This window comes from Aliivibrio sp. S4MY1 (assembly GCF_028765545.1).
Lineage (GTDB): Bacteria > Pseudomonadota > Gammaproteobacteria > Enterobacterales > Vibrionaceae > Aliivibrio.
This window is the reverse complement of sequence record NZ_JARACP010000007.1, coordinates 83,757-108,505: the sequence shown is the minus strand read 5'-3', so window position 1 is coordinate 108,505 and position 24,749 is coordinate 83,757. Positions and strand designations below refer to the sequence as shown.

Below are 24,749 nucleotides of genomic sequence, written 5' to 3'. Positions count from 1 at the left end.
TTATCCACTTAAAGTCTGTGTTTTGTTTGCGATAAGCGTCGTTTGAGTAATCGGTCTCGATAGTGCATTGCAATACTATTGGTGGGCTTATCTGTATTTAGCTCTTTTAGATAGCCTAAAAAATCATTACATCGTTGCTCTAACTGAGTAAGGGTGAGTTGCGTGACTCCTTCTAATTTCTTTGATTGGATAAATTCAGTGAGCGTACTTGAAGTAATGACAGGTAAAGGTGTAGAGATTTTTATTTTTGGTGAAGGCTCTGCTACAAGCCTAGGGGCTTTAGTTTGCGTTTCAGGTTCTGCGTTATAAGCCGCGCGTAGAATGTTAATCGACTCAGCCAGTTCAGTTTTAAACTCGACAATCGTTAAAGAGAGCGCAATGGCTTTCTCAAACAATGCATGAAGTAATTGAACTTGCTCAACATTTCGACGATAAGCGGTTTTACGCTCACGAGTAAGTAGGGAGAATTTTAGTTCGTTAGGATAACCACTTTCACGGAGTGAAACTGGAGTAGCGATACGAGTATAGTACACGCTATTTGGAAGTCTTAATAAGTACATCTGTGCCACCTTTCTGTGCAAGGTGATTTTCGATAGTACAGATACAAAAAAACCGCTGTAAAAACAGCGGCTTAATCTTTTGATTTGGTGGAGGGATAGGGATTTGAAAACTATCCCTAACTCTTCTATCTGCATTAAGCTGATAAATTTCAATGGGTTCAATCTATATTACTTTTAAATGTTTGTCCAGTTGAAAATGACGATTGGTTAAGATGAAATTTACGCTAGTGCTCATATTTCATTCCACTTCTGGTGTTGCTAGAGGTGGAATAGGCACCATTTTCCTCCGTATATTTGTGCAGTGACTGTTATTTTTAGGAGTTATGGTTTATTTAATATCTATCTAGTGCGGAATGATAATCGATGTCCACATAATTTTCCTATTCAGTGTCCCGTACTCAGAAAAAATGATGATTACTAGCCTGCCGTCTAAATAGAAAAACTCTCGATAATTGCACTATTCACTTGTTCTTATTTTAATAATTTAGAGGTAGGCCACAAAATTTTAAAAAAAATAGAGAGTGCGTATTATACAAATAATAGCTGTTCGGACAAGGTGGAATGTTAGTAATTTAAATTAAATTTTTAAAATAAATATTTTATTTTTACTCGAATTTAGATTGAAAAAATGAATGTTTAATATTCAGTATAAATAAGTGATTATATTAATTAATAAAATCACCATTATCCTAAGTTGTTCTTTTTTAATGTCTTTTATCTTGTCAATTGTTAATTTCCCTTGAAGTTAATAATTTGATTCTTTCTGCTACTTGATGAAATACTTCTCTGGAAAGGTAAAGTTACATTTGTCTTTAATTTTAACTTTTAACTATTTTTCCATATTCATAATGAGGCATTAAAATGGATCAATTTATTGATTTTTTATCTAAAGATATAGCGAAAAAATTCTCTAAATCAAAACTGGAAGGATCGTTTAGGTATAAGAATGAACATATTGAATTGCTGATTGTTATACCTGATACATACCCGCCAGTATTACTTTCAAAATTAGAGAAAGTTATATTGTATTCAAGTTCTGAGGTTAAAGATAAAAATGAACAGCGTAATATTTATCGCTGTTGTCCAGCTATTGAGCGAATAGAAATAGCTAACAGTCTTCAAAATAAAGGGCTTTTTTCGGCTATTGTCTCTGAACTCTTAAAAGTGGATTTTGTTCAATACGTGTGTATTCAGCGCGTTGGTAATCCCCATTTATTAAATCATTTAACCCATAGTAAAAAGTGGAACTGGATACTGTCACGAAGTAGTACGATAGGGATCGATTCAATTTATCCATATTGCAAAGCTTCTCCTGAAATGTATAGTTCGTTGTTAGTTACAATAAATGAATATTTAGAATTATGTACAACGACAAATTTTTTAGAGCAATTCAAATTAGATTTAGCTAATAGTTGTGAAAATATAAGAAAGCTAAGTGTTGGAAAAAATAAAATAGGAGGAATACCTGGGTTAGAAGGAATACCAGAATTAGCAGGCATGGCAAAAATACGATTATCTGAAAGAAGTGTTAAATATAATATGTCAGAAGAAGAGTTTTTATTTAAATTAGCTCTAAATACTTTTTATACGACAGAGGAATCATTTTTATCTTCTGAGTGATTGAATCGAAAAATAATAAATAGCTATAAACCATTACCAATGGGCTATTAGGGATAGCTACTAGGGTTATATGATTTTAGGTGGAATAATGAAGGTCATAAGCTGGATTGAGAGCCTATCCAATATTCTAAAGTAAGTTTCTATAAATAAGTTATTGTGAATTTAATTACTAATATGTGCTTATATAAAGCACTTAATTATTGTTATATTGGTATTTATTATCAATAATAGCGAATGAAGAAAAAATGAAAGATGAATTAGATAACGAAATAAAGTCGCGGCTAATGGTTCTTTTTAATGATGAAGCATTATGTGAAGATTGGCTAAAGAGCAGCAAAATACCACTGGGTGGCTTAAGTCCATTGGCGGTTCTTAAAACCTTCGGTGGTAAAGATAAAATTCTAGATATGATCGCTAGGATCGAAACTGGGGACTTGTCATAGCTTCGTATATTGTGGTGTAGAAAAAACATACGAAGTTACTAAAGTTAAGCTAACGTTTATTAGCCTAACAAACGTTAGCTTAACCATATTCAATGAATCCATGTTGTTTTACAGCAAACCTCAAGAGTGTAATCAACATCGGAAATTCATTAATACTTGCTCTGACTGATAACGACGTTTAGTCACATGTTCAAGTTTATTCGTGTTATTAGAGGGCTGAAAGGAACTGTCAAATTGAATAGTTTCAGGATTTAAATAATCCAGTTATTTAACCACTATACTCATCAAAAGATTTTTTACTCAAAAAACTCACTAACATTAACATCAAATACAATAGAAAGATCACGCAAAGTTTCATCTGTAACTCGTATCATGCCTGTTTCAATTTTTGCTAACCTACTACGAGTGAGATCGATACCCTGTAGTGAAGCAATACGATCAACATCCTGCTGTGATAATTTTTTTGATAGCCTGATACTTTTTATTCTAGAACCAGTAATGTTTTTACGAACCGTGATCTCTATCATATTTATGATTGCTCCTATTTGTGTGCAATCACTATCGCAGATATTATCATCCTGAATTGCACCCATACGGGTGCAAGTGTGTTTATAAAAAAGGGTTTATAGAGCAATGAAGCATACGAAATATACTTTATTTTTATTAATGACAGGCATTCTATCTGGGTGTAGCGTTATTGATAATAATACGCGGGATAATACAAGTATTCAGAAAAAGGCTGCATTTGCGTTAGGAACAAGCGCAGATAAGATTCGAATTGAAAATCGAACCGCAGATTTAATGAAAGTTGAGTTTGATGCAATATATAAAGGTCGTCGCTTCCAGTGTTATTACACGGGTGGTGTCTTGGTTACAAGTGATGCTATTTGTTCCGCAACAGATGGAAAAAGAATACCTTCTAGTGCTAATTGTAACGCGCTATTAAAAGCAGCGGGTAAATGCTGATCATGACAGTAAAAGTATACAAAGGGAGGATAGATATATTGGGTCAAAAAGAATTTGATCAAACATCTAGTAAATATGCCTATGTTAAACTTATCGATGAGAATAATGAATATGTCATGTTAAAGAATGTATTGGCATATAACACATGTGATTCGTTTCTCTTAGTAGGTGAGAATGTAGAGCTATACTTAAAAAAATTCTACGATTCTTATATTCTATTAGCACTCGTAGTTAATAGCAGAAAAATTATAGATATTTCAGAGGTATCATTTATCGATAGAGAATCGACTTCCTGCCTGAGAATTGCCTTATTTGGAATGATTGTCGCTTTACCTCTTTCTCTCTTAATAATAGGCTTCCCAATTTTAATCCAAAGTATCTTTTTCTTTATAAAGCATTATCGTAGAAAAAAAGAATACAATTTGAAAAAAATTCAAGACTCTTTATCTTCGTATGGTTTTAATGTAAGTTAACTAAGTACCTACAAAGAAGTTATTGGAATTTAAGTCTTATTATATCAATAATTTAAGTGTTAAGAACTTTCCCTTTAGTACTTAATTACTAAAACAGAACTGTTTAAGCAAGGTCAATGCCGTTCGGATAAGGAGTCGTTTTAATATCTGAATGGGTACTTGATTAGAATATAAAAAGCTGAACATGGAAATGTTCAGCTTTTTATCACGAATCATCGCCAGTTCTTATTTACAGATTGAATAAGAACACCTAGTCATAAGTAACTACAAAAAAGTCATCGGAAGTTTAAGTTCTATTATTTTACATTATACTAACAACTTAAGTGTTGATAACTTTCCCGCTAGTACTTATAACCCATGAAAAAATCATCTATTTTAATGATCTTATTTAAATTTAATCTGAACTATCCCTCAATAATGGGTTGGTCGAATATAATGTGCTGATGCTTCTTTAAGTGCCTTATCTTTTCTGACAGAATCGCTTCTAACTTTTTTGACTCAGCTACTTCTGCTATAGCGCTTTCAAGCTTCGCTTGTGCTTTGGCTTCTGCTTGAGTTATTCCTTCATACTTAGTTGATAAAATAGTGAGCTGTTGTCTAACATGATCTAATTCAACAAGTAACCGAGATTCCGTTTCAATTTGTTTTTCTACCTCAGTTCGACAGTTATTCCACTGCGTTTCTAATACTGTATTTTGTTTAGTGAGAGCCAGAACCTGTTCATTTTTCAGAACTTCATTTTGTCGACCAGTCTCCAATTCACTGAGCAGAGATGCATTCTCATTCCTCATTGATTTTAACGTCGCAAGATGTTCAGTACACTGTTGTTCTGCTGTTCCTAGTTCTTCTTCTAATGCGATATTGTCTTGTTCTAATTGTTCATTTAATTCGACTTGAACCTTCACGCGATCTTCAGTTATGAGAAGATTCTCCTCTATTGTTATTAGTTTAGTCACCGCCTCATCAGCAATTGCTTTTGACTCAAGAAGTCGAGCGCGTGTTAGGTGCTCGTAGTGAGTATCAGTTGATGCATTGAGTTTAGTGACGAGAGCAAAAAGTAATGAAGATAATTGCCCTTCAATTAGTTTAAGTGACTCCTGGATCTCGATGGGTAGAGGCAATACTTTAGGGTCTTCCAGTACAGCTATTGCTGGTTGTGGTACTTCAATACTAGACTTGTCTGGTAGTTTTATATGCCCTTGTTCAATCAATCTTTTTAAGTCTTTATATAACGTATCACACCGTCCATGCCCTATTATTTCCCTGAGTTGCCATCCTGAAATTTCTGTTCCTTTTTCAATTAACTGATTTGCTGCGTTGATAATATCATTTTGAGTATAGGATTTTGGCCTGGCCATTTTTTCACCATGATTATTTTTATAGTTGTTGGAGTTTGTTTGTTAGTAATGTTTGTTAGTAACAAACATTACTAACAAACAAATAGGAGGCTTAATGCGTCATAGATAGCTATCGATCTTTACTATCGAGTCGTGGACGTTCTTCTTTGTTAGAAGGTGATAATTTACTGATTAATTTTTGAGCCTTGATCTTCAATGGGTCAGGTAATTCCAAGAGAGTGTTCATAGCTTCGTCAAGAAAGCGCATTGTTTTATGCTGATAACCAAGATCTTTTGTATGTAACGCCATAAAAAGCTTGGTACAGAAGATCGTTAGTTTGTTCATTAATTCATCATTAAATGTGCGTAACGTTATTAGAAGCGTTTGTTTTTCAGCACGTAATTCTTGTACTTGCTCTAATAAAATGGAGTTTTTCTGCTGAGTTTCACTTTGCTCTTCTTTTAGCATCAGTAATTCCCCAACCATGATGTTGAGCTGAGTATTTTTTTCATCAAGTCGAATTTCTGCATCTGTCACTTGGTGATTTAGTTCCAATAGTTGCTCTTTTTTCTTTTTAATCATTAGATTATGGAAATTGAACTCCCGTTCAGATTTCGGTAGTTTGGCTTCCTGATTCATTTTTTGACGCTGTTTAGATCTACGTTCTGATTCTGGAGCAAGTTCTGCGATTAATCCTTTTTTGCTAAAAAGGTGCTCGTTAGCATACTCAAACACCATTTTCTGAAACATCTCCCCAAAAAATCGTGTTTGCTCTTTAGATAAATCGTCATTAACGGGGAGCACTTTATCGTTCAAACCAACCTTGTCTATGTATTCATTAACGACGATCTTTTGGTTTCTTAATAAGTCAAATTCACCTGTATTTTTGTTTCTTCCTGACAAAAAATAATGGGTATGTGTTCCAGTGTTCTCCTCGACATCGCGCTCGTCATCATGTCCGATCACCATATTGATCGGATAGTCAGGAAAGTGATGAGTTAAAAATTTAACGGTAAAGTCCACATATTCATGTAATGGTATAAGTTCATTGCTCACTTTCCATTGATGAGGGATCTTAAAGATGCCTTCTTGAATAAATGTGCAATTAAGGTTGGGGCCACTTTGCGTTTGGTTATGCGCATCAAGATAAGTCTCTAACATTTTGACTCGTTGTGTTTTCCGCGACATCACCATCGTTTTGAACTTTTCAATATTGCTATACGAGACATGCCCTGATGACTCAAGGATCTCTTCTAGAAATGCAGCAGCTGCCTCGTTACCATTTTTGTATTCAGCTGCGATTGCTGTTTTCAGTTTCTTACGGTACTGCCGATGCTTCGTTTGTATTTTTGTGTAATCACGAATTAGTGGCGCTGGCGCGGTTGTAAAAAGTAATTGTTCTTTGTTCTCATCACTAAGTGAGTGCAACGGAAACGTTTCACCATTACGCCATAATAGATTTGTATCGAATAAGCGATCATTCCACTCAAATTGCTTAGCCGTATTTGCGTCTGTTACTATGCGTAGAGAATGCATCAGTGATCGCTCACAACGAGAACGGTCTTTCTGATTTGATGTGAAATTGTATCGGCGATGAAAGAAGCGGATCGATTTCATGCTAGCTCCCGTGAGGAGCTAGTTCGGGAGTTAAGAGGTACTCCTCTTGCCCGCAGCTTGCGTGCATCTTTTTGGAACAAAAAGTGTGACGCAAGCGCAGCGGGTTGCGTTGTCGTCACATTAACCAAATGCACGACTCTTGAGTTGTTCTCAAGCGAGAAGACACTCCTCATGCATCCTCCAACATAGCCTGAATCAACTGCATTAGTTGCGGCTTTTTAGTCAGCTTACCGAGCATATTGGAAGCTGCATCAGGCACCGCTGGTAGAGAAACAGTGCGCTTTACCTCAGGCATTCCAAATGCATCTTGCAGATGCTGAGAAGCAAGCAAGGCACAATCTGGTGCATCTTCACGAAGCCACTTTCCATAATGCATGTCGATCATATGAGTACCAGTGTGCCCCATTTGCTGGCTGATCCACTCTTTGCTGATACCAGCGGTTAAACATTGCGAAGCGAACGTGTGGCGCAGTTGACCAACACCTCGGTGTGCGATGCCAGCCGTTTCTAAAAACGGAGTGAAAAAGGCTTTACTGAACTGCTTTGCATTAAGATAAGGTTGACGTGTTTTACTGTTGATAAAAATAAATGCAATCGACTCTTTCTGAATGCTCTTATTGTCTCGCTGTAAAACATCAATAGTCTTGCGACGGCGCTTACCTGTGATGGCTAACTGTTTTTTTAGGATATCCACAGCTAACGGATTCAAATCAACCGCACGCACAGAGCCTGGTGTTTTAGGTACTTTATAATCATTCAGTACACGAGCACGACGAACGTAAAGTACATTACGTTGCCAGTCGACATCATCCCAAGAAACTGCAATTAGTTCACTGATTCTTAGCCCCGTAAGTGCATCAAACAACACTGCATTCTTTCCTTGTTCACATACGTTCTTACATTCATACATGAGTGTTAAATCTGATTTCATAAATGGATTCGGAGCATTTTTCACATTCTTTAGATTTTCTAGACCTGTCATCGGATTACGTTCAATGATGCCGTCTAGCATCACACGTTTAAAAATGGCACGTAGGATAGTTAAATGTCCATTGATGGATTTATTGGAAAAGCGTTTATGCCATTTAAAGATAAGGTCGTGAAGGTCGCTATGCAGAACAGAGTCGACCGTACGTTTGCCAATGGCTTTTCTAATGTTATTTCCTTTACTCGCTTCAGAGCGTTGCGTCGAGGGAGATACAATGAAGCGCCTTTCAGCAAAGTAAGAGTCTAGATAATTGTTGATTGTTTTTATTTTCATAATTTCCTCATTTCGCAGCCCAAATGCTGCGTGTCGAATGGAAATTACGATGAAAACGACAGTACGTCAAACGGCTAAGCCTATGAAAATTAACAAATAAATAATGACTAGTAATCTTGAGTTATGTATAACAAAACAAAAAAAGAATGAAATTTCCCCTAATTTATCAACCGAGTTCATTTTAGAGTTTTTGGATCATTGGTGAGTAGTCTGAACGGAAAAAAGAATTTTTGAGAATTTTACATTTTGGAATCTTGATCACACTTGCGTACAGTGAAAACTGCCGTGAAATCAGAAAAATGGCGGAAAGCCAAAACTTTACAAAGAGAGTGCTGAATTAGTTAAGTGGAAAGTTATACTAACCATATGACGTATTAATCCGTCATTCCGCAGCCAATTCAGGCATTTTAAAACGTGACAAATTACTTAGTTTAAAGGTGTATGTTAACTGCATTCGTGATTTAGGTTCTGAATCATGCTATTAATGTAAGATTAAGTAAAAGCAATCCTAACTGCATGATATTACGGTGGATATTATTCGAGATTTGTTAGTGATTTTATTGAACAAGACGCAATCATCTAAAGGTGCATATCTTCTTCGAAAATGTCGCTAAATGCTTCGAAAATAAGCACAAAAATACCTGCGGAATCTCAGTTTAAACACTTTGTTCCTCGGAATACGTAAGTTATGACAGACTTTGATACTAGTAGAATAGATAAACTCAATGTCAGTGGGATCTCCTTTCACATGAGTGAAGAAAGAATTTAGAGGCGCGAGAACTGACGGCATCACTTCAAGAAAATGTGTATAGCTTAGTAGCGTAGGAAATTCACTTTTGTGGTATCTGTGAAATAGAAGTTCTTAAAATCGCGTTGATGCGACATATGAAAAGCAATAATGATGGTCATTATTTTACTTTCAGACATGCGTCCATTACGGTTGCGCTTGCGTTCCCCATTCTCTAGTTGAAGTTTTTTCCATTGAGGTAGAAAAACCTGACAAAAGTCATTGACATGACAAAATAAAGTCTACTAGTTTATGCACAGTTGGTTTCTTTGCGATTGTTCTCTCTTGGTCGAAAGATCTGATCGCAGAATCAGCTTTTAGTTCACTTCAATTTTTATCCCGAGTTCAGGTTAATTAGGTCATAGTCGCTTAAATCAAGCAAATTTTGTTCACAAATTGGGATCCTGCCCAGCCTTCCATGCGACATTGATGTCATGTCTCACGGAGGGGGATAATTCATAAATTGAGTATTATTACAATTTAAAATGTGCGATTTCTTGCTTTAAATTATTCGCTAAATCAGCCAATCTTGCAGACTGTTCTTCGGCATTTATTAAATCAGCAACTAGTGATACTGTTGAATCTCGAATCGCAAGAGTATTTTGATTAATTTCATTAGTAACCGCAGTTTGTTCTTCAGCTGAGGTGGCAATAGTAGTGGTCATATCATTAATTTGATCGATAACTTGATTAATTACAGTTAAAGATTGAGAGACATGTTGAACATTCGATACGCTATTGTCGGCAAGAGAATGGCTTTCATCTATGATATCAATAGCATTTTGAATGATTGCCTGTAAGGCTTCAATGGTTGTTTGTATTTCTTCCGTTGATGCATGTGTACGTTGGCTTAACATGCGAACTTCATCAGCAACAACGGAGAAACCTCTACCATGCTCTCCAGCACGAGCGGCTTCGATAGCTGCATTTAATGCTAATAAATTAGTTTGTTCTGAAATGTTTTTAATTGTAGATAATATTGTCGATATATTTTGAGAGTGGATGTTTAAAGTATAAACAACATCCATTGCAGTTTTAGTTTTATTGGATAGGTCATTAATAGCTTGCTGGCTTTCATTCATTTTTGACGCACTGTTCATTGAAAAATCAACCGCGTTATTTGCTTCTTTTGCTGCATTTTCTGTGTTGTATGCAATTTCTTGAGTGGTCGCTGCCATTTCATGTATTGCAATTGCAATAAGGTTAATCTCATCTTGTTGATCTTGGATATTAATTTTACTTAAATTTGTATTTTTAAGAGATTGTTGAGATTGAATTTCTAGTTCAATAGAAATATCACGTAAACGAGAAATCATGGTGTGCATACCTTCTATAAAGGTATTAAAATAGGTGGCAAGTAGACCAATCTCATCCATGTATTTTGCTGTAATTTTTTGTGTTAGGTCTCCCTCGCCTTCAATAATTTTCCGCAAAGAATTGGTGATGTCGTTTAATGGTTTAAGTAAAAATCCAATTAATAGTGCCGTGATAACAAGGCTAATTAATAGTAAGATCACTGCTGGTATTAAGTTATTAATTAATAAATCTCTTAATGGAGCATCTATTTTTTTTTGTTCGAGAATGTAAACTAGGCTCCAGTCACTATTAGGAATTTCACTTCCCCATACGCTTTTGTTTTCATGGTCACTTTGAAATGTAATGTTCAACATTTCATTTGCATTCATTATTTTATTTAATACTGTAGTTGTTAATGTAGGTTCAATTTCTGAAATAGGTTTTAAAGTATTGTCAGGATCGTAATGAGCTAAAATTATGCCATTGTTATGAATTAAAATAGTTTTACCATTAGCGGGTAATTGAATGTGATTCACTTTTTTAATCAATGAATCAATCGGTAAATTAGCGCCGACTACGCCATTTTTGCTTGGCGTAGGGGATACGATCATGATACGCAAAATATCTTTACTTGACGCACTATAGCTTGGGGTTGTGGTCATTAATGCATTTTTTTCTAAAGCGTTATTATACCATGATTTAGTTAATGGATCGTATGCGGTACGATCAATGCTCGTATCTGAGTCTCTCATTCGTCCATTATTTTCCGCAAAATAAGTTAGTTGTAATTCACCAATTTTCTGTGCTTGTTGTAACGCGAAAATAACATCACCATTATTAATGTCTTGAGCTAAAGAGTTTACGATGTCTTTATGTAATAGTAACCATTCACCAAATCGCTCAGCTTGAACTTTACCTATATTCATAGTTTCTGAATGAATTTGAGAATGTAAATTATTCTTTTGAGTTATATATGTAATAGTTGTGAGTGTTGTGATTATTATTGTTATGAATATAAATATTGAAAGGAGTAATTTTGCTTTTAAAGACATAGATGAACCCTGTATATTGAGTGAGCGCATTATAAAATGTAGATTCCAGGTTGCAATGTTGTTATTTTTAATTGATTACCATACCTTCGGTGCTATAGTTATTTCTGGTGTATGGAGAGACATTACGATGTAATCGTTAATCGATCTTGGCTAGTCAACAACTAACAGGAACTACACCGCAATGAATGACAATAATAATATCATTTCAATGGATACTCCAGAGAATCCTTTACAAGAACTATTGAAAAAAGGGGGTCAACAGTTTTTAGTTCAAGCTATTGACGCTGAATTAGCGATATTACTAGAAAGTACGAGAATGAGACCATTAATGGTCTCAAACGAGTGGTCCGAAATGGCTATCAGCCTGAACGAAATAGTCAAACTGGGCTTGGTGATATCGAAGTTAAAATACCAAAAGTAAGAGACCGTAAAAATGAGGGTATTAAGTTCAATCGCTTAAAAAATCTGAAAACATGTGCAGTGTTCTGCTATGAAAACCAAGTCCATTAAGGAGCATGGCTAATACCACATCTCCATGAGAAACATGGGGCACTGAATACTTGAGATTACAGCATCAATCATTCATGGTAGAAAATGGCAATGAGTCCGAGGTGTGATCTAAGGTTTAATAACTGATTGGGTAGACATAATTTGAGACCGTCAAATAACAGTAATAGATCAAAACGACCGATCGTAGTCAAGATGGTATCGTAGATTTTATTGAAAAATGTTCGCTAGTTCACACAGTTTAAATTCTGGAGTTGGCTGCGGAATCTCAGCTTCATTACCAGAATGAAGCTAAAGATAAGTTACTTATTACCAAACAAGAAGAAGTCGCAGAATTAAAAATTCAAGTTGAACTCTTGGTTGAGCAATTAAACCTAAATAAATCCAAGCGCTTCTCATCACAAAGTGAAAAATTACCAAAAGGTACTTTTAATGAGGCTGAGCAGCAAAAGTCGCTCCTTAAATCTAATGATGAGAAGAAAAACAGGTCGCAAGTCTCTACCAAAAGAGCTTGAGCGTGAGATAAACCTGCATGAACTCAACGCACCTTATTTTGAGTGTTGTGATGAACCATTGCATGAATGTGGTGTAGAAACCTCAGAAGAGCTTAAAATCATTCCTCAAAAGGTCTGTGTTATTCGCCACGAGCGCACTAAGTACGCTTGTCGCCAATGTGAAAAAACACAAACTCAATCCAAAATCATCATCGTACCAAAGCCCGCTAGCATGATCCCCAAAAGCATGGGAAGTGCTGAGGCCTTTGCGGCAGTCGTGACCGCTAAATACGTGGATGCCTTGCCATTGTATCGTCAGGTCGACATATTAAACCGCTCAGGCATTGATATTAGCCGTGCGACATTGGCTAAATGGTGTGTTCAGTTGGGTAACAAAGTACAACCCGTTATTGATGAGATGAAATCAAGGCTGTTTAATGAAAAGCTTATCTGTGCAGATGAAATCACAGTACAAGTGCTGCGCGAAAAAGATAGAAAAGCGCAAAGCAAATCTTATATGTGGGTTTACCGTAGTGGTGAGTTCATTAAAAATCCTGTTGTTATCTATGATTATCACCCAAGCCGTGCAGCAACGCGTGCAAAAGACTTTTAGGGTACTTGCTCTCTGGTGGCTACAGCGTAGATGCAATGACACAAGCCGTGTGCATGGCACTCGTTAGTAGAAAATTCACCGATGCAGAAAAAGCATCCCCCTCTAAAAAAGCAGGAAAACCCGAAAGATGCCTCAACTTCATCGCCAAACTTTATGGCATAGAAAGAAAGACAAAGGGATTATCCGTAAATGAACTACAGAAAATAAGAAAATAAGAAAATAAGAAAATAAGAAAACAGGAAGCTGAACCAATATTGGGTGAATTTAAATAGTGGCTGGATGTTCAACATGTCTTACCTAAGGGGGTCACTTCAGTTTAGTCTGGGCCAGTTTATTGGCCTTGATCATGAGGCGTAGTATCTCACTTCAAATATTGCCTTCAGTATCGTTTTTCAAAGCGGTCAACAATGTGGATTTATGGCTGTTGTCATTATTTTAGTTTGTCACAGGTAAAGAAAAGCCAGATAAAACAGTATTTTAGATTGACTTATGCAAATATCAATGCTTAAGGTTCAGTCTTGAATACTACATAACAAAGAGTTGATGACAAAGGATTTTAGGACTCAAATTAACCCTATGACATTAGGGCTGACTCTAATGTAACTATGTAAATTACTTTATATTAAATGTGTATTATTGGATTAGTCTGAGTTTTTTCTGTTTGTTCATTTCTAGTTCATATTGACAGTGCAATAATGTTGTTACTAACTTTTAGGAAACTCATTCTAATGAAAAAATTAATTCTATTAGCGACATTGGTATCATCGTCTGTTTTTGCTAACAACCAAGTAATTAACCAAGCAGTAAATGCACAGCAAGGTGGTTTTTCGGGTCCGTATCAAGGTATTAATACTGTGAAATCAGTTTTAGATACGGGTATGTTTAGTGATGATACAGCAGTAATGCTTACTGGCTATTTAGTTGCATCTTTAGGCGGTGAAATTTATACGTTTAAAGATAATACAGGAACTATTCATGTGGAAATTGATCATGACAAATGGTTTGGTTTACAAGCAACTCCTACAACTAAAATTATGATTCATGGTGATATAGATAAAGAACTTAACTATACAAAGATTGATGTTGATCGCGTAAGTCTAGTTCAATAGTATTAACGTTATTGATTATGAAAGGTCGCCAAATTTTAGGTAATGCCAGTCAGTTAAGCTAACATCAATAAAACTAAAGGCTCCAGAGATATGTATTACAATCTTTATGGAGCCTTTTCAGCTTCTACACTTAGCCTGTTTTTACAGATATGCTTCAACACTAGCTAAATATTGAATCAATTGTGACTAGCTATTCAATATTTAAAAATCCGTGATAATGATCTGATTACAAAATGTATGAAAGGCTCCCTAGTTTAGTAAATAGCAACAAACAAAATTATTCATTTAACTTATTTTAAAAAATGACATTCTTTTATTCTGTATTTCAGCTAATAATGTTAATTCTTGTGCTGCCTGTTGAGTTTGATTTACGGATACTACATTCTCATTTACTAGTTCAACCATTTTCGTTGTATTATTAGCAATTTCCTCTGTAACAGTAAATTGCTCTTGAGATGTTCTAGCGACTAAAGTGTTAATATCTGATATTGATTTAACTGATTGTGTTATGCTATCTAATGATAATTTCACATTAGTAGATAACAACACTGATTCTTGAATAGATGCAACATTGATTGTCATATTATCATTAGCTTTTACTGATAACTGTTGTAATGAAGATATAATTTCTTGAATATTTTTCGTTGATGATTGAGTCTTAGCTGCTAGATTTCTAACCTCATCAGCAACAACTGCAAAGCCACGCCCATGTTCACCTGCTCGAGCTGCTTCTATTGCCGCATTTAATGCTAACAAATTTATTTGGCTTGAAATAGTACTAATAACATTAGTTACTTCACTGATATCTATAGCTCTATTTTTTAACTTTTCAATAATAACAGCTGTATCTTTTATTGATTCATTAATGTTTTTAGTTAATAGTATTGAATTATATAAACATTCACTACCTTTATTAATATCACCAATTGCTTTTACTGTTTCACTCGTCGCTTCAGATGCATTAAATAATACTTCTTTTGAAGTGTTTGATAATTCACTAATTGCTGTTGAGATGTTTTCTATTTTAGCTAATTCACTATTGGTATTTTTTGCTGAATTTCCCATAATGAAGGTTAATTCAGCTGAAGATTTGTTTACATTATTAGAAATATCAACTGATAATTTTATTACATCTGATAGTTTAATCAAAAGTTGTGACACAGAATTAACAATTAAATCAAGTTCATTATTTGATTTGTTTATTTCTAATGTTGTAAGCTTACCTTCACTTATCTGATTTAACCATGATATTATGCTAGGGATGTTTTTTATTTCCTTTCTAACAAGGGATAATAGAATGCAACTTAATACAGCGATAACAAAAAACAAAATAGAAAAAGAGATACTTAACATAATATATTTTGACTTTACATTATAATTTTGGTCTGTAAATACAATTGATTCGCCATACGGTACATTCTCTTTATACAAAGATACCCAATTATTATCATAATAATACATATATATTTCTTTTGATTTAACATGATTAAAAACCTCATCGAGGTCATTAATATTTTTACCAACTTGGTTTTTATCAGAACTTAACCAAATAGTACCTTTGTTAAAATAAAATAAGTATTTAATATCCCCTACACCGTCCATAATATTAGATGTTGTCAAATCAATAGCTATAACTCCAATATCTCCATCCCCATATTCAATAGCTTTTGATAAAGTTATAACATAATCAGAAGTGATTACATCTTTATATGGGGCACTAACATATACACTTTTAGGTTTAGATTTAGCACCTATGAACCATGCGCTTTGAGATGCGTTAAAGTCAATAATTTCACCATTCTCAAGAGATGAGATCGCACGACCGTTAGATTCAGAAAAATATACATCGAGATAACGGAGGTTAGTTTCATGCACAGAAGTTAATAATTCTAATGTTGAGTTATCATCTGTAAAATTAATAATGTTACTTAATTGCATTAAACTTTGTTGATGAATTTTTACGTTGCTATCGAATATAGATGTGACCAGATTAGATTCTGAAATGCTTAAGTTATTGGCTTTAACTTCAAGATCTTTTGTAATCAGGTTATTGGTAATATATAAAGCAAAAGCAAGGAGTATTAACGATGTTGCGGAAATATACTTTAGTAGTTTAGCGTTCATGATTTTAGATGTCTAAAAAAGAACAATATAACAAAATAGGATTTTTAAATATACTTTATTTTAGGGGTTTTGTTGCTTAAATCGATGGAACTAAATCAAGAAGCTACGATCTGGTCGGCTACACCCATTAATTGTCGTAGCCTCATACCTAAACCTCATTAAAATACAACTAAATTGGAAGTAGTAGCCTTAATAAACCGTGGTTCTTTGACCTTTTGGATTGATGAGAAAGCGATAGCCGAGTAGAAGCAAAACAAACAAGGCAAACGTGATAGATCTCGCCGATTCAGCAACTTAGCCATTACTACCGCACTGATGGTGAAACGCGTTTTCTCTATGCCATTGAGAGCACTGTAAGGTTTTCTAGGCTCAGTATTTACATTAACTAATATCCCGCTTGTTAGTCCACACTATACCTGTATAGCTCGTCGAGCTAAGGAAATTGAAGTTTCATTTAAAACTAAAGCCAGAGGAGCAATATAACATCTGACCATTGATGCCACTGGTCTTAAGGTTTATGGCGTGGGTGAGTGGAAGGTCAAGAAGCATGGTACTGATGGGAGGCGCAGAGTCAGGGGTAAATTACATCTCGCAGTAGATACAAGCACACACAAAATAGTCGCAACGGAGTTGAGTCTATCTAACGTAATCGATGCTGAAGTGCTTCCCAACTTACTTAGCAGACACGTCGTAAAATTATTGAGATATCAGGTGATGGAGCTTATGACACAAGGACTTGCCATGATGCTATACGAATCAAGCGATCGGTTCCGACCATCCCGCCACGAAAAGGGGCAGCCGGTAACAAGGACATCTTCGCAACTTAGCGGTATGGCTACCATAAGCTCATTATTAGACACGCGAAATAATTGTTAGGTGGGAAATTAAGCCTGAAGAGCTACAACGCTCAGGTTGGTGAGACTCACGTAATGATCAAAGTTCAGAACCTAGGATTTAGGAAAGGTTCAAATGATTTGGTCAACAACGCCCATTGGATGTTAGATATGACGTTTAGAGAAGATGAATCTCGCATCCGAAGAGGTAAGTGAAGCATTAGCATTCAATGTATTGAGGAAAATAGCTTTGAGTATTTTCAAGCAAGATACGACTAAAAATATCAACATGGTGAGAAAAAAAGAAGATAGCTGCTATTGATGATAAGTACAGGTCAGTCTTTTTGGATGCGGGAATTAAAATGCTCTAGCCGCGGTATAAACATGCGTTAGTCGTGGTTATATACAAAAAATACAGTATAAAAATACATAGTTGGTGTTTAATTTGGTAAAATATAGTGATTGATTATTTTGGTCTTAAGTGAATTAACAAAGATGTCACTTATAGTAATGAGAGAGTAAAACGTGAATATAAATGCAAATATCAAAGTGTTCATAGCGTATGTTTCTTTTGTTTTGGTTATTTTTATGTCCATTATTATTGCAGCTTTAAATGTTAGAACTACAATGATAAATGGTAATGAAACGCGGTTAGAACATTTATTAACTAACGCAGTTAATATGGTCTCGTTTTTTGAAACGAAAGCAGACAATGGCGAGTTGAATGAAAGTATAGCTAAAAAACTTGCCGCAAATGCACTTCAAGAGCTAGTGTATGTAGACAATGAGTATATATGGGCAACAGATAAAAACTTAGATTTTATAGCTGCACCATTAGATCCGCAAATCATAGGTAAAAAATTTAGTGATATTATTGGAGTAGAAGCTGAAAATAATTTAAAAAGCCAGTTAGTTAATGCACCTAGTAAGGTAGTTACTTATTCATGGATATCAACTAATGGCGATGTTACTACTGAAATTAATTCAATAGCAGTCAAAAGCCAGCGTTGGCATTGGTATTTAGGTAGTGGTATACAAGATAAAGTCATTCAAGATATGTTCTATGCTTTTTTAACGAAAGGTATTGTTATCGGCATTGTAATTAACTTTTTTGTTGGATTATTGATTTTATTTTGTGTTAGAAAATATAACCTCATACTAGGTAATGATTTGAATAATATTTTTACCATTTTTGATACAATAGCTAATGGTGATTTATCCAATTCATTTGACGTGACAGGTAAGGAAACGGGCATTTATGCGTCAATGATTACACTTAATGAAAAACTCACAAGCGTGATTAATTCTTCTTTTCATATTTCTGAAAATGTAACCGTGTCTTCTGAAGAATTAACGGTGGTTATGAAAAATATAGCTAATAATACTCAAAATGAATTATCACAAGTGGAAACCATTTCAACGGCGATTAGTGAGTTATCAAGTACTTCAAAAGAGGTTTCTTTAAATGCCTTGCAAGCAGAAGATAAAACCAAACAAGCGATAAGTCACATTGATTTAGGAAATAAAGCATTAGAGCAATCGATAGTATTAACACAGACTATTAATGATTCCGTACAAGAAACGGCCAATATGATAGAAGAGCTTAAAAGCAGTGCTATTACTATTGGTGAAGTTACCAGTGTCATTAGTGCTATTTCAGACCAAACTAATTTATTAGCGTTAAATGCTGCAATTGAAGCCGCTCGTGCAGGAGAGCAAGGTCGCGGTTTTGCTGTGGTGGCGGATGAAGTTCGAAGTCTCGCAGCTAAGACCCAAGAATCAACAAAAAGTATCCAAAATATTATATTAACTTTGCAATCTAAATCAGAAAAAACGAATGACAATATGCGATTGAATGTAAATTCTATTCAAGAGTCGGTAATTTTATTAAGTAATGTTAAATCTTCTTTTGAGGATATTACCAAGTCTGTTAAATCTATCTCAGATATAAATACTCTTGTAGCAACCGCATCTCAAGAGCAATCCTCTGTTACAGAGGATATTGCTAAAAACACGATAAGAGTTTTTGACTTGGTTAATGAAAATATGGCGGCCGTCAATCAAACAGAGCAAGCGTCCCAAGAGTTAGCTTTATTGGCGGAACAACAGACTAATGAGCTGTCATTTTTTAAATTAGATTAATAATGGATTTATTATAGTCGTCGTTTTAAGTACCTAGCAAGAAGTTATTGGGAGTTGACGTTCTACCTTTCACAAAATATCAATAATTTAAGTTTTGATAATATTCCCATTGATATTTGCACACCAAGGTTGTTAATAATTTATAAACTCATACGGTTGCCCTGAATGATGAAGTGATGTCGTTTTCAATAAATTGTGCGAATCATTTAATTTATAATGAATTATGTATAAATAAGGTTAATATTTACAATGTTCTCTTTTTTATGTTCAAACCAAAAAGACTTAAATGAAGATAAAATCAATGGTCTTCAAAAGACAATAAAAAAATTGCTAGAGCAAATTACTAAGCAAGATAATGAATTTTATCTTCAAGAAAAAATGTTAGAAAAAAAAGTAAATCAGCTTAAACTACAACAAGCCTTTTCAGAGAATTTACTAAAAACAATATTGCCGATTGAACAGATACGAACTAATATGGCAACTTCTAGTGATAAGCTAAAAGAATATTTAGAACAGCATATAAAAGATAATCGTGATGGGTTCTCGATTTTAACTGAATTTAACCATATATTAAGTGATTTGATGGTTGAAGTTTCTAATAGTGGTAATTCACTTAACGTATTAAAAATAAACTCAACTGATATTGGTCGTTTTGTAACGACCATTAACTCTGTATCAGATCAAACCAATTTATTAGCCTTAAATGCAGCCATAGAAGCAGCTCGGGCTGGTGAGCATGGGCGTGGTTTTTCTGTTGTTGCTGATGAAGTTAGAAAATTAGCACAGAATGCAAGTGTGGCCGCTAGTTTAATCCAATTAGAAGTCAGCAATATTGCCGATAATACATCACAATGTGAACATAGCGCACAGTTAATTGATCAACAATGTTCAAAATTAAGTGGAAGAGTTAATGAATTAATAAGTATAGTGACTTCTTTAGTTAATAAAGCAGAACTATTATATAGCTTAGTTAGGTCTATTTATTCGTCAATTTTTTTAAGATTAGTACAATTGGATCATGTAGTATGGAAAGCTAATATATATCAACGGATACATACACAAGACTTTAGCAGCTCAGATGTGATTGATCATCATCAATGCCGCTTGGGGAAATGGTATTATATTGGGCGTGGAAAGCAACTATTTTCTAATTTACCATCGTATAAAGAACTTGAAATACCGCATAAAAATGTTCATAACGAAGGTCGCTTAGCGCTTCAAGCTTTTAATAATGATGATGAAATCACAGGTATCTATCATTTAGAATTGATGGAAAAATCGGCGGAGGTTGTGATTCGTTTACTTGATAAAATTGAAGGTGAAATAAATTGACGACTATCATGTAGTGGTCTTGCATTGTGTATTGCTATTGATTCCACTGGCTTACAAGTGTTTTGCGGAGGTGATTGAAAATTAAAAAGCATGGTACTAATGGGAAGTGACGAGCTGGAGAAGCTACATTTAGCTGTTGATACAAACACGCATGCAATCATTGCGGCTGAATTAAGTTTATCGAATGTAAGCGATGGAGAAGTTCAGCTAAACTTACTCAAATAGACCCGCCGAAGAATCAATGAAATATCTGGCGATGGTGCTTACGACACAAGGTCGTGTTATGAAACTATTCACATCAAACTAGCCGTCCCGCTCATCCCCCCGAAGAAAGGTACAGTCTTCGGGGAACAAGGTCACCCCTGCAATCTAGCGGTCGGTTGCCAGAAGCTATATGGTTCAAATAAGCATTGGAAAAAGAAGTACGGTTATCATAAATTTTCGCTCTCAGAGACGGAGATCTTCCGTGTAACAACAGCTCGGTGGTACATTAAGCTTAAGAAATTACAATGCTCAAGTTGACGAGACTTACGCCATAATTAGATGTTAAACAAGCCCATAGGGCTTAATGCCGATCGCTTTGTAACTGGTTGTAATATCAGGAAGAAGCATGAGTCGATGCTTACTTTTAATTACCGATATTTAGTTTAATATTAACCACTTAATTTACCATTAAGAGTTGACTTTGCTCTATTTCCCATCGCTCCAAGTAGACGTCAACAATATCTTCAATGGGTAAGTCACTGGAGACTACAAATGAAGTAATAAACCCTTTACTCTCTCCCTTTGGCTCAGGAATTAAAACTAAACAAGCTTGCTAGCTATTCCCGAGGTGAGATATTTTCGTTTTGTATCAGGCGAAACTGGTATTTTAATAAGTTTATCGTAGTCTAAAAACTCTTCTAAAATTTAGTATCTAAATTTACTTTTTATTGTAATTAACTAATGAGTATTTTTTCCTGCATTACACCATGATTCAAAAAGTTCAGTGGACATAAAACCACGGTTAAAAAGAGTTAATGAATTATTTTGAGCGGATCACAACTAGCTGTTGTGCATAAGATATTTCACAATTGTATCTGAAATAATGTGGGTGTGTGTGGATATAAGGGTAACAGTAAGAACTGAAGGAAATATAGTCTTATTTGTCGCGTAGCCAAACTTTTGGTTATCCTTAGTTTCAGGTGTTTTAAATTGAATCCCATCAACGCTCATGATTTTGAGTCCACAAATTAGATCAAACGATTCTTCTGTCTCCCATTAACTTGCAGTGATATGAAATAGATAACGTAATGGTTTACAGCCACTACGCTGTCTAGCTTTTACGATACTACTTGTGGTCAAGGGAAGGAGATCTCCTTTAGCATCAAGGGAGGCTAATTCTAATTTATCACAAACATTGCTAATGGATCGGTTACGCATTAAGCCAATTCCAAGCTCTAACCAAACTGCTTGTTCAGCAGGAAATTTAGCGATGCGACCAGTTTGGTTAACGACTTATGAAATCCACTTCATAGGAATATTTTTCCTAAATTAATCCATAGATTCAGGAATGTAAAATTCACAGTTAATTGTAATTAACGAGAGAACTTAGACATAAAAAATCTGCCTTAAAATAAATGTAAGAACGATTATGAAGGCTGCCAAGGATCGTTCAAGTACCTTAAACGATCGCCATTAGGCTGATGGCGATGCTCTAAACCGGACTGAGGTTAGGTAATTATTAATTGTTTTGATAGTCATATCTTATCCGTATGTAAGCCCATATACTGGTTCTTAAGAATTAAATGCATCAAAAATTCCATCCAAGCTATTATTTTTCTTTTCTTCGTTCTTAAAGCATTTTTGGATAAATAATCATTCGCTCAAGGAATCTCATAATTTATTCCTCTCTAAGAACCAATCTCAATAGGTGTGTCTGAGTAAAATCAATACCTATTGAAAACACTATAAATTAGTTCAACACAATACCTAATATTTGATGTTCTCTGGGAAAAAATTCAGCCACTACTGCCTGTCCATAAAACTAACCTTCCTCTTTGCACGCATCGAAAAAGAGTTGATAACTGTGATGCGATGAACTGCATCGTTTTTGTTCTCAGAATGGGTTGTTAGTGGAATGCACTTAACGCAACGGGTATTTGCACCTCTAGCTCAACACATCGTCGCTTTCAAGAGTGACAAGACTTGAGTGTTTTTAACTAAATGGCCTGATTTACGAGGGAGTTGATTACGTTCAATATCAATGGATACTTGCTAAACTAAAGGTCCTTTAGCTGGGTCAAAAAAACTGGTGAAAACCCAATAGACAGAGCGAAATAAGGCGTAAAACGCAGTTTGTTAACTGATGCAAATGGATTGCCACTTGCTGTTGTTAGTGATAGTACCAAAGTCCATGATATTAAATTGGTACTTCAAACTTCAGATGCATTAAAGTGCTTCATCCATCGCTAAAAGTGCCGCTGTATTTAGACAAAGGTTATACAGACCAGTGGCTACATGATGTTCTGGTCTCTTTGAACTATATTCCCCATGTTCAATCACAGGGAGAAGAGGCAGCGAACTTAAAACAATCTGATGATTTTAAGGCTTATCGCTGGATTGTGGAGCGACCCCATAGCTGGTTAAACCTTTATCGTAGGTTGCGTGTTTGTTGGGAAAAGAAAATATAAAACTACTAGGCCATGCTGCATCTTGCTTGTGGACTTATTGTTTGGAATTAATATCTTTTGGGATAGGTTCTAAGTATTATGTGTGCTCGCTTTAATGATAGATAAAAATCAAACATCCACGCCCTTAGCCGCTTGAAGTATGGATATTCTCGCTCCGCTTTGCAGTGTAATACTTTGTCTAATTATAAGAGTACGAAGGCTTGCCCATATAAAGCCTTCTACGATATTTTTTCTCTGTAGCAAAACGCGTTAAATTGGTGTTTGACCTCAACTCATTGAAAAAGTTCAATTTTTCAGTAGCAACGATAAATTGACATCATTTCATCAGTAGTAAATTCGCTTTTATTTAGATTTGTTATTCAGATTAAAGCCTCTTTTATTCCTGAAACCAAAGGCGGATGAGCCTGCATTCAAGCCCCCTCCAATATACAATTAAATCTAATATTTCGGACTGATTCATCCATCGTGTTACGTCCTTGAGTTTTCTCCTAACCAGCTTAGGTAATAATTGACTTTTCCCATTTCGCGTCTAAATAATGTGGGGGTGAGTGATTTATTATCTCGAACTATAAATATCGCATTGTGTTTATCAAACTCATTCAAATAAGAAAAAACAATATATTCCGCATCAGGTAATGGCGACCTTCGCTTTAACAGTCAATGGTTTATTTAGTGTTTCATCTTCGGTTCGGTATCCGATGTAATGACTATTATTGCTGCTTTTCATATGTCGCATCAACGCGATTTCAAGAACTTCTATCTTGATATGATCAATCGATACCACAAAAGTGAATTTTATACATTACTAAGCCATACACGCTTTCTTGAAGTGATGCTATTTGTTCTCGATCCTCTAAGCTCTTTCTTTACTCATGTAAAAGGAGAACCAACTTGTATTGAGTTTATCGACTCTATCAGTATCAAAGTCTGCTATAACTTAGGCATCCCTGGGCATAAAGTGTTTAAAGGTACGGCCGCAAGAGGTAAAAGAACAATGGATTGGTTTTACAGCTTTAAATTTTACATTATCACCAACCACCTTGGCAATATTGTTGCAGCTAAACTCATCACAGCAAATACAGATGATAGGAAACCAGTCCGTGAATTATCAAAGGGATTACACTGATTACAACGCACCGAAAAATATGAAGCCAAAAGTTCTAGCCGCTTGGGAGCGAGCAATATTATCGAAGTTATTCATTATTGAGACGATAAATGATCAACTGAAGAATATATCTCAGATTGTTCATTCTTGTCATCGTAGCTTACATGGATTCATGCTGAACTTGCTTGGAGGTTTAATCGCTTATTGTTTAAAACCAGAAAAGCTATCGCTAAACATCACTAGTTCTGAAAAGTCTGAGTTGATGGCGATGGCTAAAACCAATCTCAGGTTAAATTAGATATTTTATTTCGTGATAAAGATCAGATTTTTTATTTAAAAATAGAAAATTAATAATAGTTTACTGTATTGTAAAATGGACTTTTAGGTGTAATTAAAATTTGATGT

The 24,749-nt window shown here is 35.0% G+C and carries 15 protein-coding genes and 11 pseudogenes; 16 read left to right on the top strand and 10 right to left on the bottom strand.

Annotation, left to right across the window (positions count from 1 at the left end; translation table 11 throughout):
- Positions 1–8 precede the first annotated feature (8 nt).
- A complete protein-coding gene (locus PVK71_RS09660) occupies positions 9–560 on the bottom strand; it encodes a DUF6538 domain-containing protein (protein WP_274418259.1) in 552 nt (183 codons plus the stop codon).
- A gap of 861 nt (positions 561–1,421) precedes the next feature.
- On the opposite strand from PVK71_RS09660, the gene PVK71_RS09655 reads away from it, so the two are divergent.
- Together PVK71_RS09655 and PVK71_RS09650 are read left to right on the top strand one after the other, a co-directional pair.
- Positions 1,422–2,180, top strand: a complete 759-nt coding sequence (locus PVK71_RS09655; protein WP_274418260.1) for a hypothetical protein — start codon at positions 1,422–1,424, stop codon at positions 2,178–2,180.
- A gap of 245 nt (positions 2,181–2,425) precedes the next feature.
- Positions 2,426–2,623, top strand: coding sequence for an MbcA/ParS/Xre antitoxin family protein (locus PVK71_RS09650; protein WP_274418261.1), 198 nt, complete (start codon positions 2,426–2,428; stop codon positions 2,621–2,623).
- Positions 2,624–2,919: 296 nt separating this feature from the next.
- On the opposite strand, the gene PVK71_RS09645 is transcribed toward PVK71_RS09650, so the two are convergent.
- On the bottom strand, positions 2,920–3,216 hold the full coding sequence (locus PVK71_RS09645) for a helix-turn-helix domain-containing protein (protein ID WP_274421808.1): 297 nt from the start codon (positions 3,214–3,216) through the stop codon (positions 2,920–2,922).
- 40 nt (positions 3,217–3,256) lie between these two features.
- On the opposite strand from PVK71_RS09645, the gene PVK71_RS09640 reads away from it, so the two are divergent.
- Positions 3,257–3,589: a hypothetical protein gene (locus PVK71_RS09640; protein WP_274418264.1), complete on the top strand. Its 333-nt coding sequence runs from the start codon at positions 3,257–3,259 to the stop codon at positions 3,587–3,589.
- A 2-nt stretch (positions 3,590–3,591) separates the two neighbouring features.
- The gene (locus PVK71_RS09635) at positions 3,592–4,062 is read left to right on the top strand and encodes a hypothetical protein (protein ID WP_274418266.1); all 471 of its coding nucleotides are present in this window, start codon (positions 3,592–3,594) and stop codon (positions 4,060–4,062) included.
- A gap of 404 nt (positions 4,063–4,466) precedes the next feature.
- On the opposite strand, the gene PVK71_RS09630 is transcribed toward PVK71_RS09635, so the two are convergent.
- The 5 genes and pseudogenes from PVK71_RS09630 to PVK71_RS09610 all read right to left on the bottom strand — a co-directional run bounded on the left by PVK71_RS09630 (position 4,467) and on the right by PVK71_RS09610 (position 11,287).
- Positions 4,467–5,420 carry a hypothetical protein gene (locus PVK71_RS09630; protein ID WP_274418268.1) on the bottom strand — a complete coding sequence of 318 codons (954 nt, stop codon included), beginning with the start codon at positions 5,418–5,420 and terminating at the stop codon, positions 4,467–4,469.
- Between the two features lie 109 nt (positions 5,421–5,529).
- Positions 5,530–7,017, bottom strand: a complete 1,488-nt coding sequence (locus PVK71_RS09625) for a hypothetical protein (protein WP_274418269.1) — start codon at positions 7,015–7,017, stop codon at positions 5,530–5,532.
- 169 nt (positions 7,018–7,186) lie between these two features.
- Positions 7,187–8,278, bottom strand: coding sequence for a tyrosine-type recombinase/integrase (locus tag PVK71_RS09620; protein ID WP_274418270.1), 1,092 nt, complete (start codon positions 8,276–8,278; stop codon positions 7,187–7,189).
- 655 nt (positions 8,279–8,933) lie between these two features.
- Positions 8,934–9,323: pseudogene (locus tag PVK71_RS09615) on the bottom strand (transposase); the annotation flags it as partial.
- A gap of 215 nt (positions 9,324–9,538) precedes the next feature.
- Positions 9,539–11,287: a methyl-accepting chemotaxis protein gene (locus PVK71_RS09610; protein ID WP_274418271.1), complete on the bottom strand. Its 1,749-nt coding sequence runs from the start codon at positions 11,285–11,287 to the stop codon at positions 9,539–9,541.
- A 307-nt stretch (positions 11,288–11,594) separates the two neighbouring features.
- Here PVK71_RS09610 and PVK71_RS09605 point away from each other — a divergent pair, with 307 nt between their 5' ends.
- Complete coding sequence (locus PVK71_RS09605) at positions 11,595–11,834, top strand: hypothetical protein (RefSeq protein WP_274418272.1); 240 nt, start codon at positions 11,595–11,597, stop codon at positions 11,832–11,834.
- Between the two features lie 39 nt (positions 11,835–11,873).
- Here PVK71_RS09605 and PVK71_RS09600 read toward each other — a convergent pair.
- Positions 11,874–12,015, bottom strand: a pseudogene (locus PVK71_RS09600) (DUF4277 domain-containing protein); the annotation flags it as partial.
- A 150-nt stretch (positions 12,016–12,165) separates the two neighbouring features.
- Between PVK71_RS09600 and tnpC the strand changes: the two are divergent.
- A pseudogene (gene tnpC, locus PVK71_RS09595) lies at positions 12,166–13,296 on the top strand (IS66 family transposase); the annotation flags it as partial.
- A gap of 459 nt (positions 13,297–13,755) precedes the next feature.
- A complete protein-coding gene (locus tag PVK71_RS09590) occupies positions 13,756–14,136 on the top strand; it encodes a YgiW/YdeI family stress tolerance OB fold protein (protein WP_130048337.1) in 381 nt (126 codons plus the stop codon).
- Between the two features lie 285 nt (positions 14,137–14,421).
- On the opposite strand, the gene PVK71_RS09585 is transcribed toward PVK71_RS09590, so the two are convergent.
- Positions 14,422–16,260, bottom strand: a complete 1,839-nt coding sequence (locus PVK71_RS09585) for a methyl-accepting chemotaxis protein (protein WP_274418273.1) — start codon at positions 16,258–16,260, stop codon at positions 14,422–14,424.
- Between the two features lie 174 nt (positions 16,261–16,434).
- Between PVK71_RS09585 and PVK71_RS09580 the strand changes: the two are divergent.
- From PVK71_RS09580 to PVK71_RS09555, 7 genes and pseudogenes are all read left to right on the top strand, one after another.
- A pseudogene (locus tag PVK71_RS09580) lies at positions 16,435–17,198 on the top strand (IS5 family transposase); the annotation flags it as partial.
- 39 nt (positions 17,199–17,237) lie between these two features.
- Positions 17,238–17,464, top strand: a pseudogene (locus PVK71_RS09575) (ISAs1 family transposase); the annotation flags it as partial.
- Positions 17,465–17,681: 217 nt separating this feature from the next.
- Positions 17,682–18,155 (top strand): annotated as a pseudogene (locus PVK71_RS20520) (cache domain-containing protein); the annotation flags it as partial.
- 462 nt (positions 18,156–18,617) lie between these two features.
- Positions 18,618–19,235: pseudogene (locus tag PVK71_RS20515) on the top strand (methyl-accepting chemotaxis protein); the annotation flags it as partial.
- 249 nt (positions 19,236–19,484) lie between these two features.
- Positions 19,485–20,156, top strand: a pseudogene (locus PVK71_RS20470) (methyl-accepting chemotaxis protein); the annotation flags it as partial.
- 6 nt (positions 20,157–20,162) lie between these two features.
- A complete protein-coding gene (locus PVK71_RS09560) occupies positions 20,163–20,567 on the top strand; it encodes a CZB domain-containing protein (RefSeq protein WP_242504796.1) in 405 nt (134 codons plus the stop codon).
- Positions 20,568–20,597: 30 nt separating this feature from the next.
- A pseudogene (locus PVK71_RS09555) lies at positions 20,598–21,218 on the top strand (IS5 family transposase); the annotation flags it as partial.
- 609 nt (positions 21,219–21,827) lie between these two features.
- Here PVK71_RS09555 and PVK71_RS20510 read toward each other — a convergent pair.
- The gene (locus tag PVK71_RS20510; RefSeq protein WP_443111746.1) at positions 21,828–21,998 is read right to left on the bottom strand and encodes a transposase domain-containing protein; all 171 of its coding nucleotides are present in this window, start codon (positions 21,996–21,998) and stop codon (positions 21,828–21,830) included.
- Positions 21,999–22,520: 522 nt separating this feature from the next.
- On the opposite strand from PVK71_RS20510, the pseudogene PVK71_RS09550 reads away from it, so the two are divergent.
- A pseudogene (locus PVK71_RS09550) lies at positions 22,521–23,236 on the top strand (IS5 family transposase); the annotation flags it as partial.
- A 691-nt stretch (positions 23,237–23,927) separates the two neighbouring features.
- Positions 23,928–24,642 (top strand): annotated as a pseudogene (locus PVK71_RS09545) (transposase); the annotation flags it as partial.
- Positions 24,643–24,749: the final 107 nt, after the last annotated feature.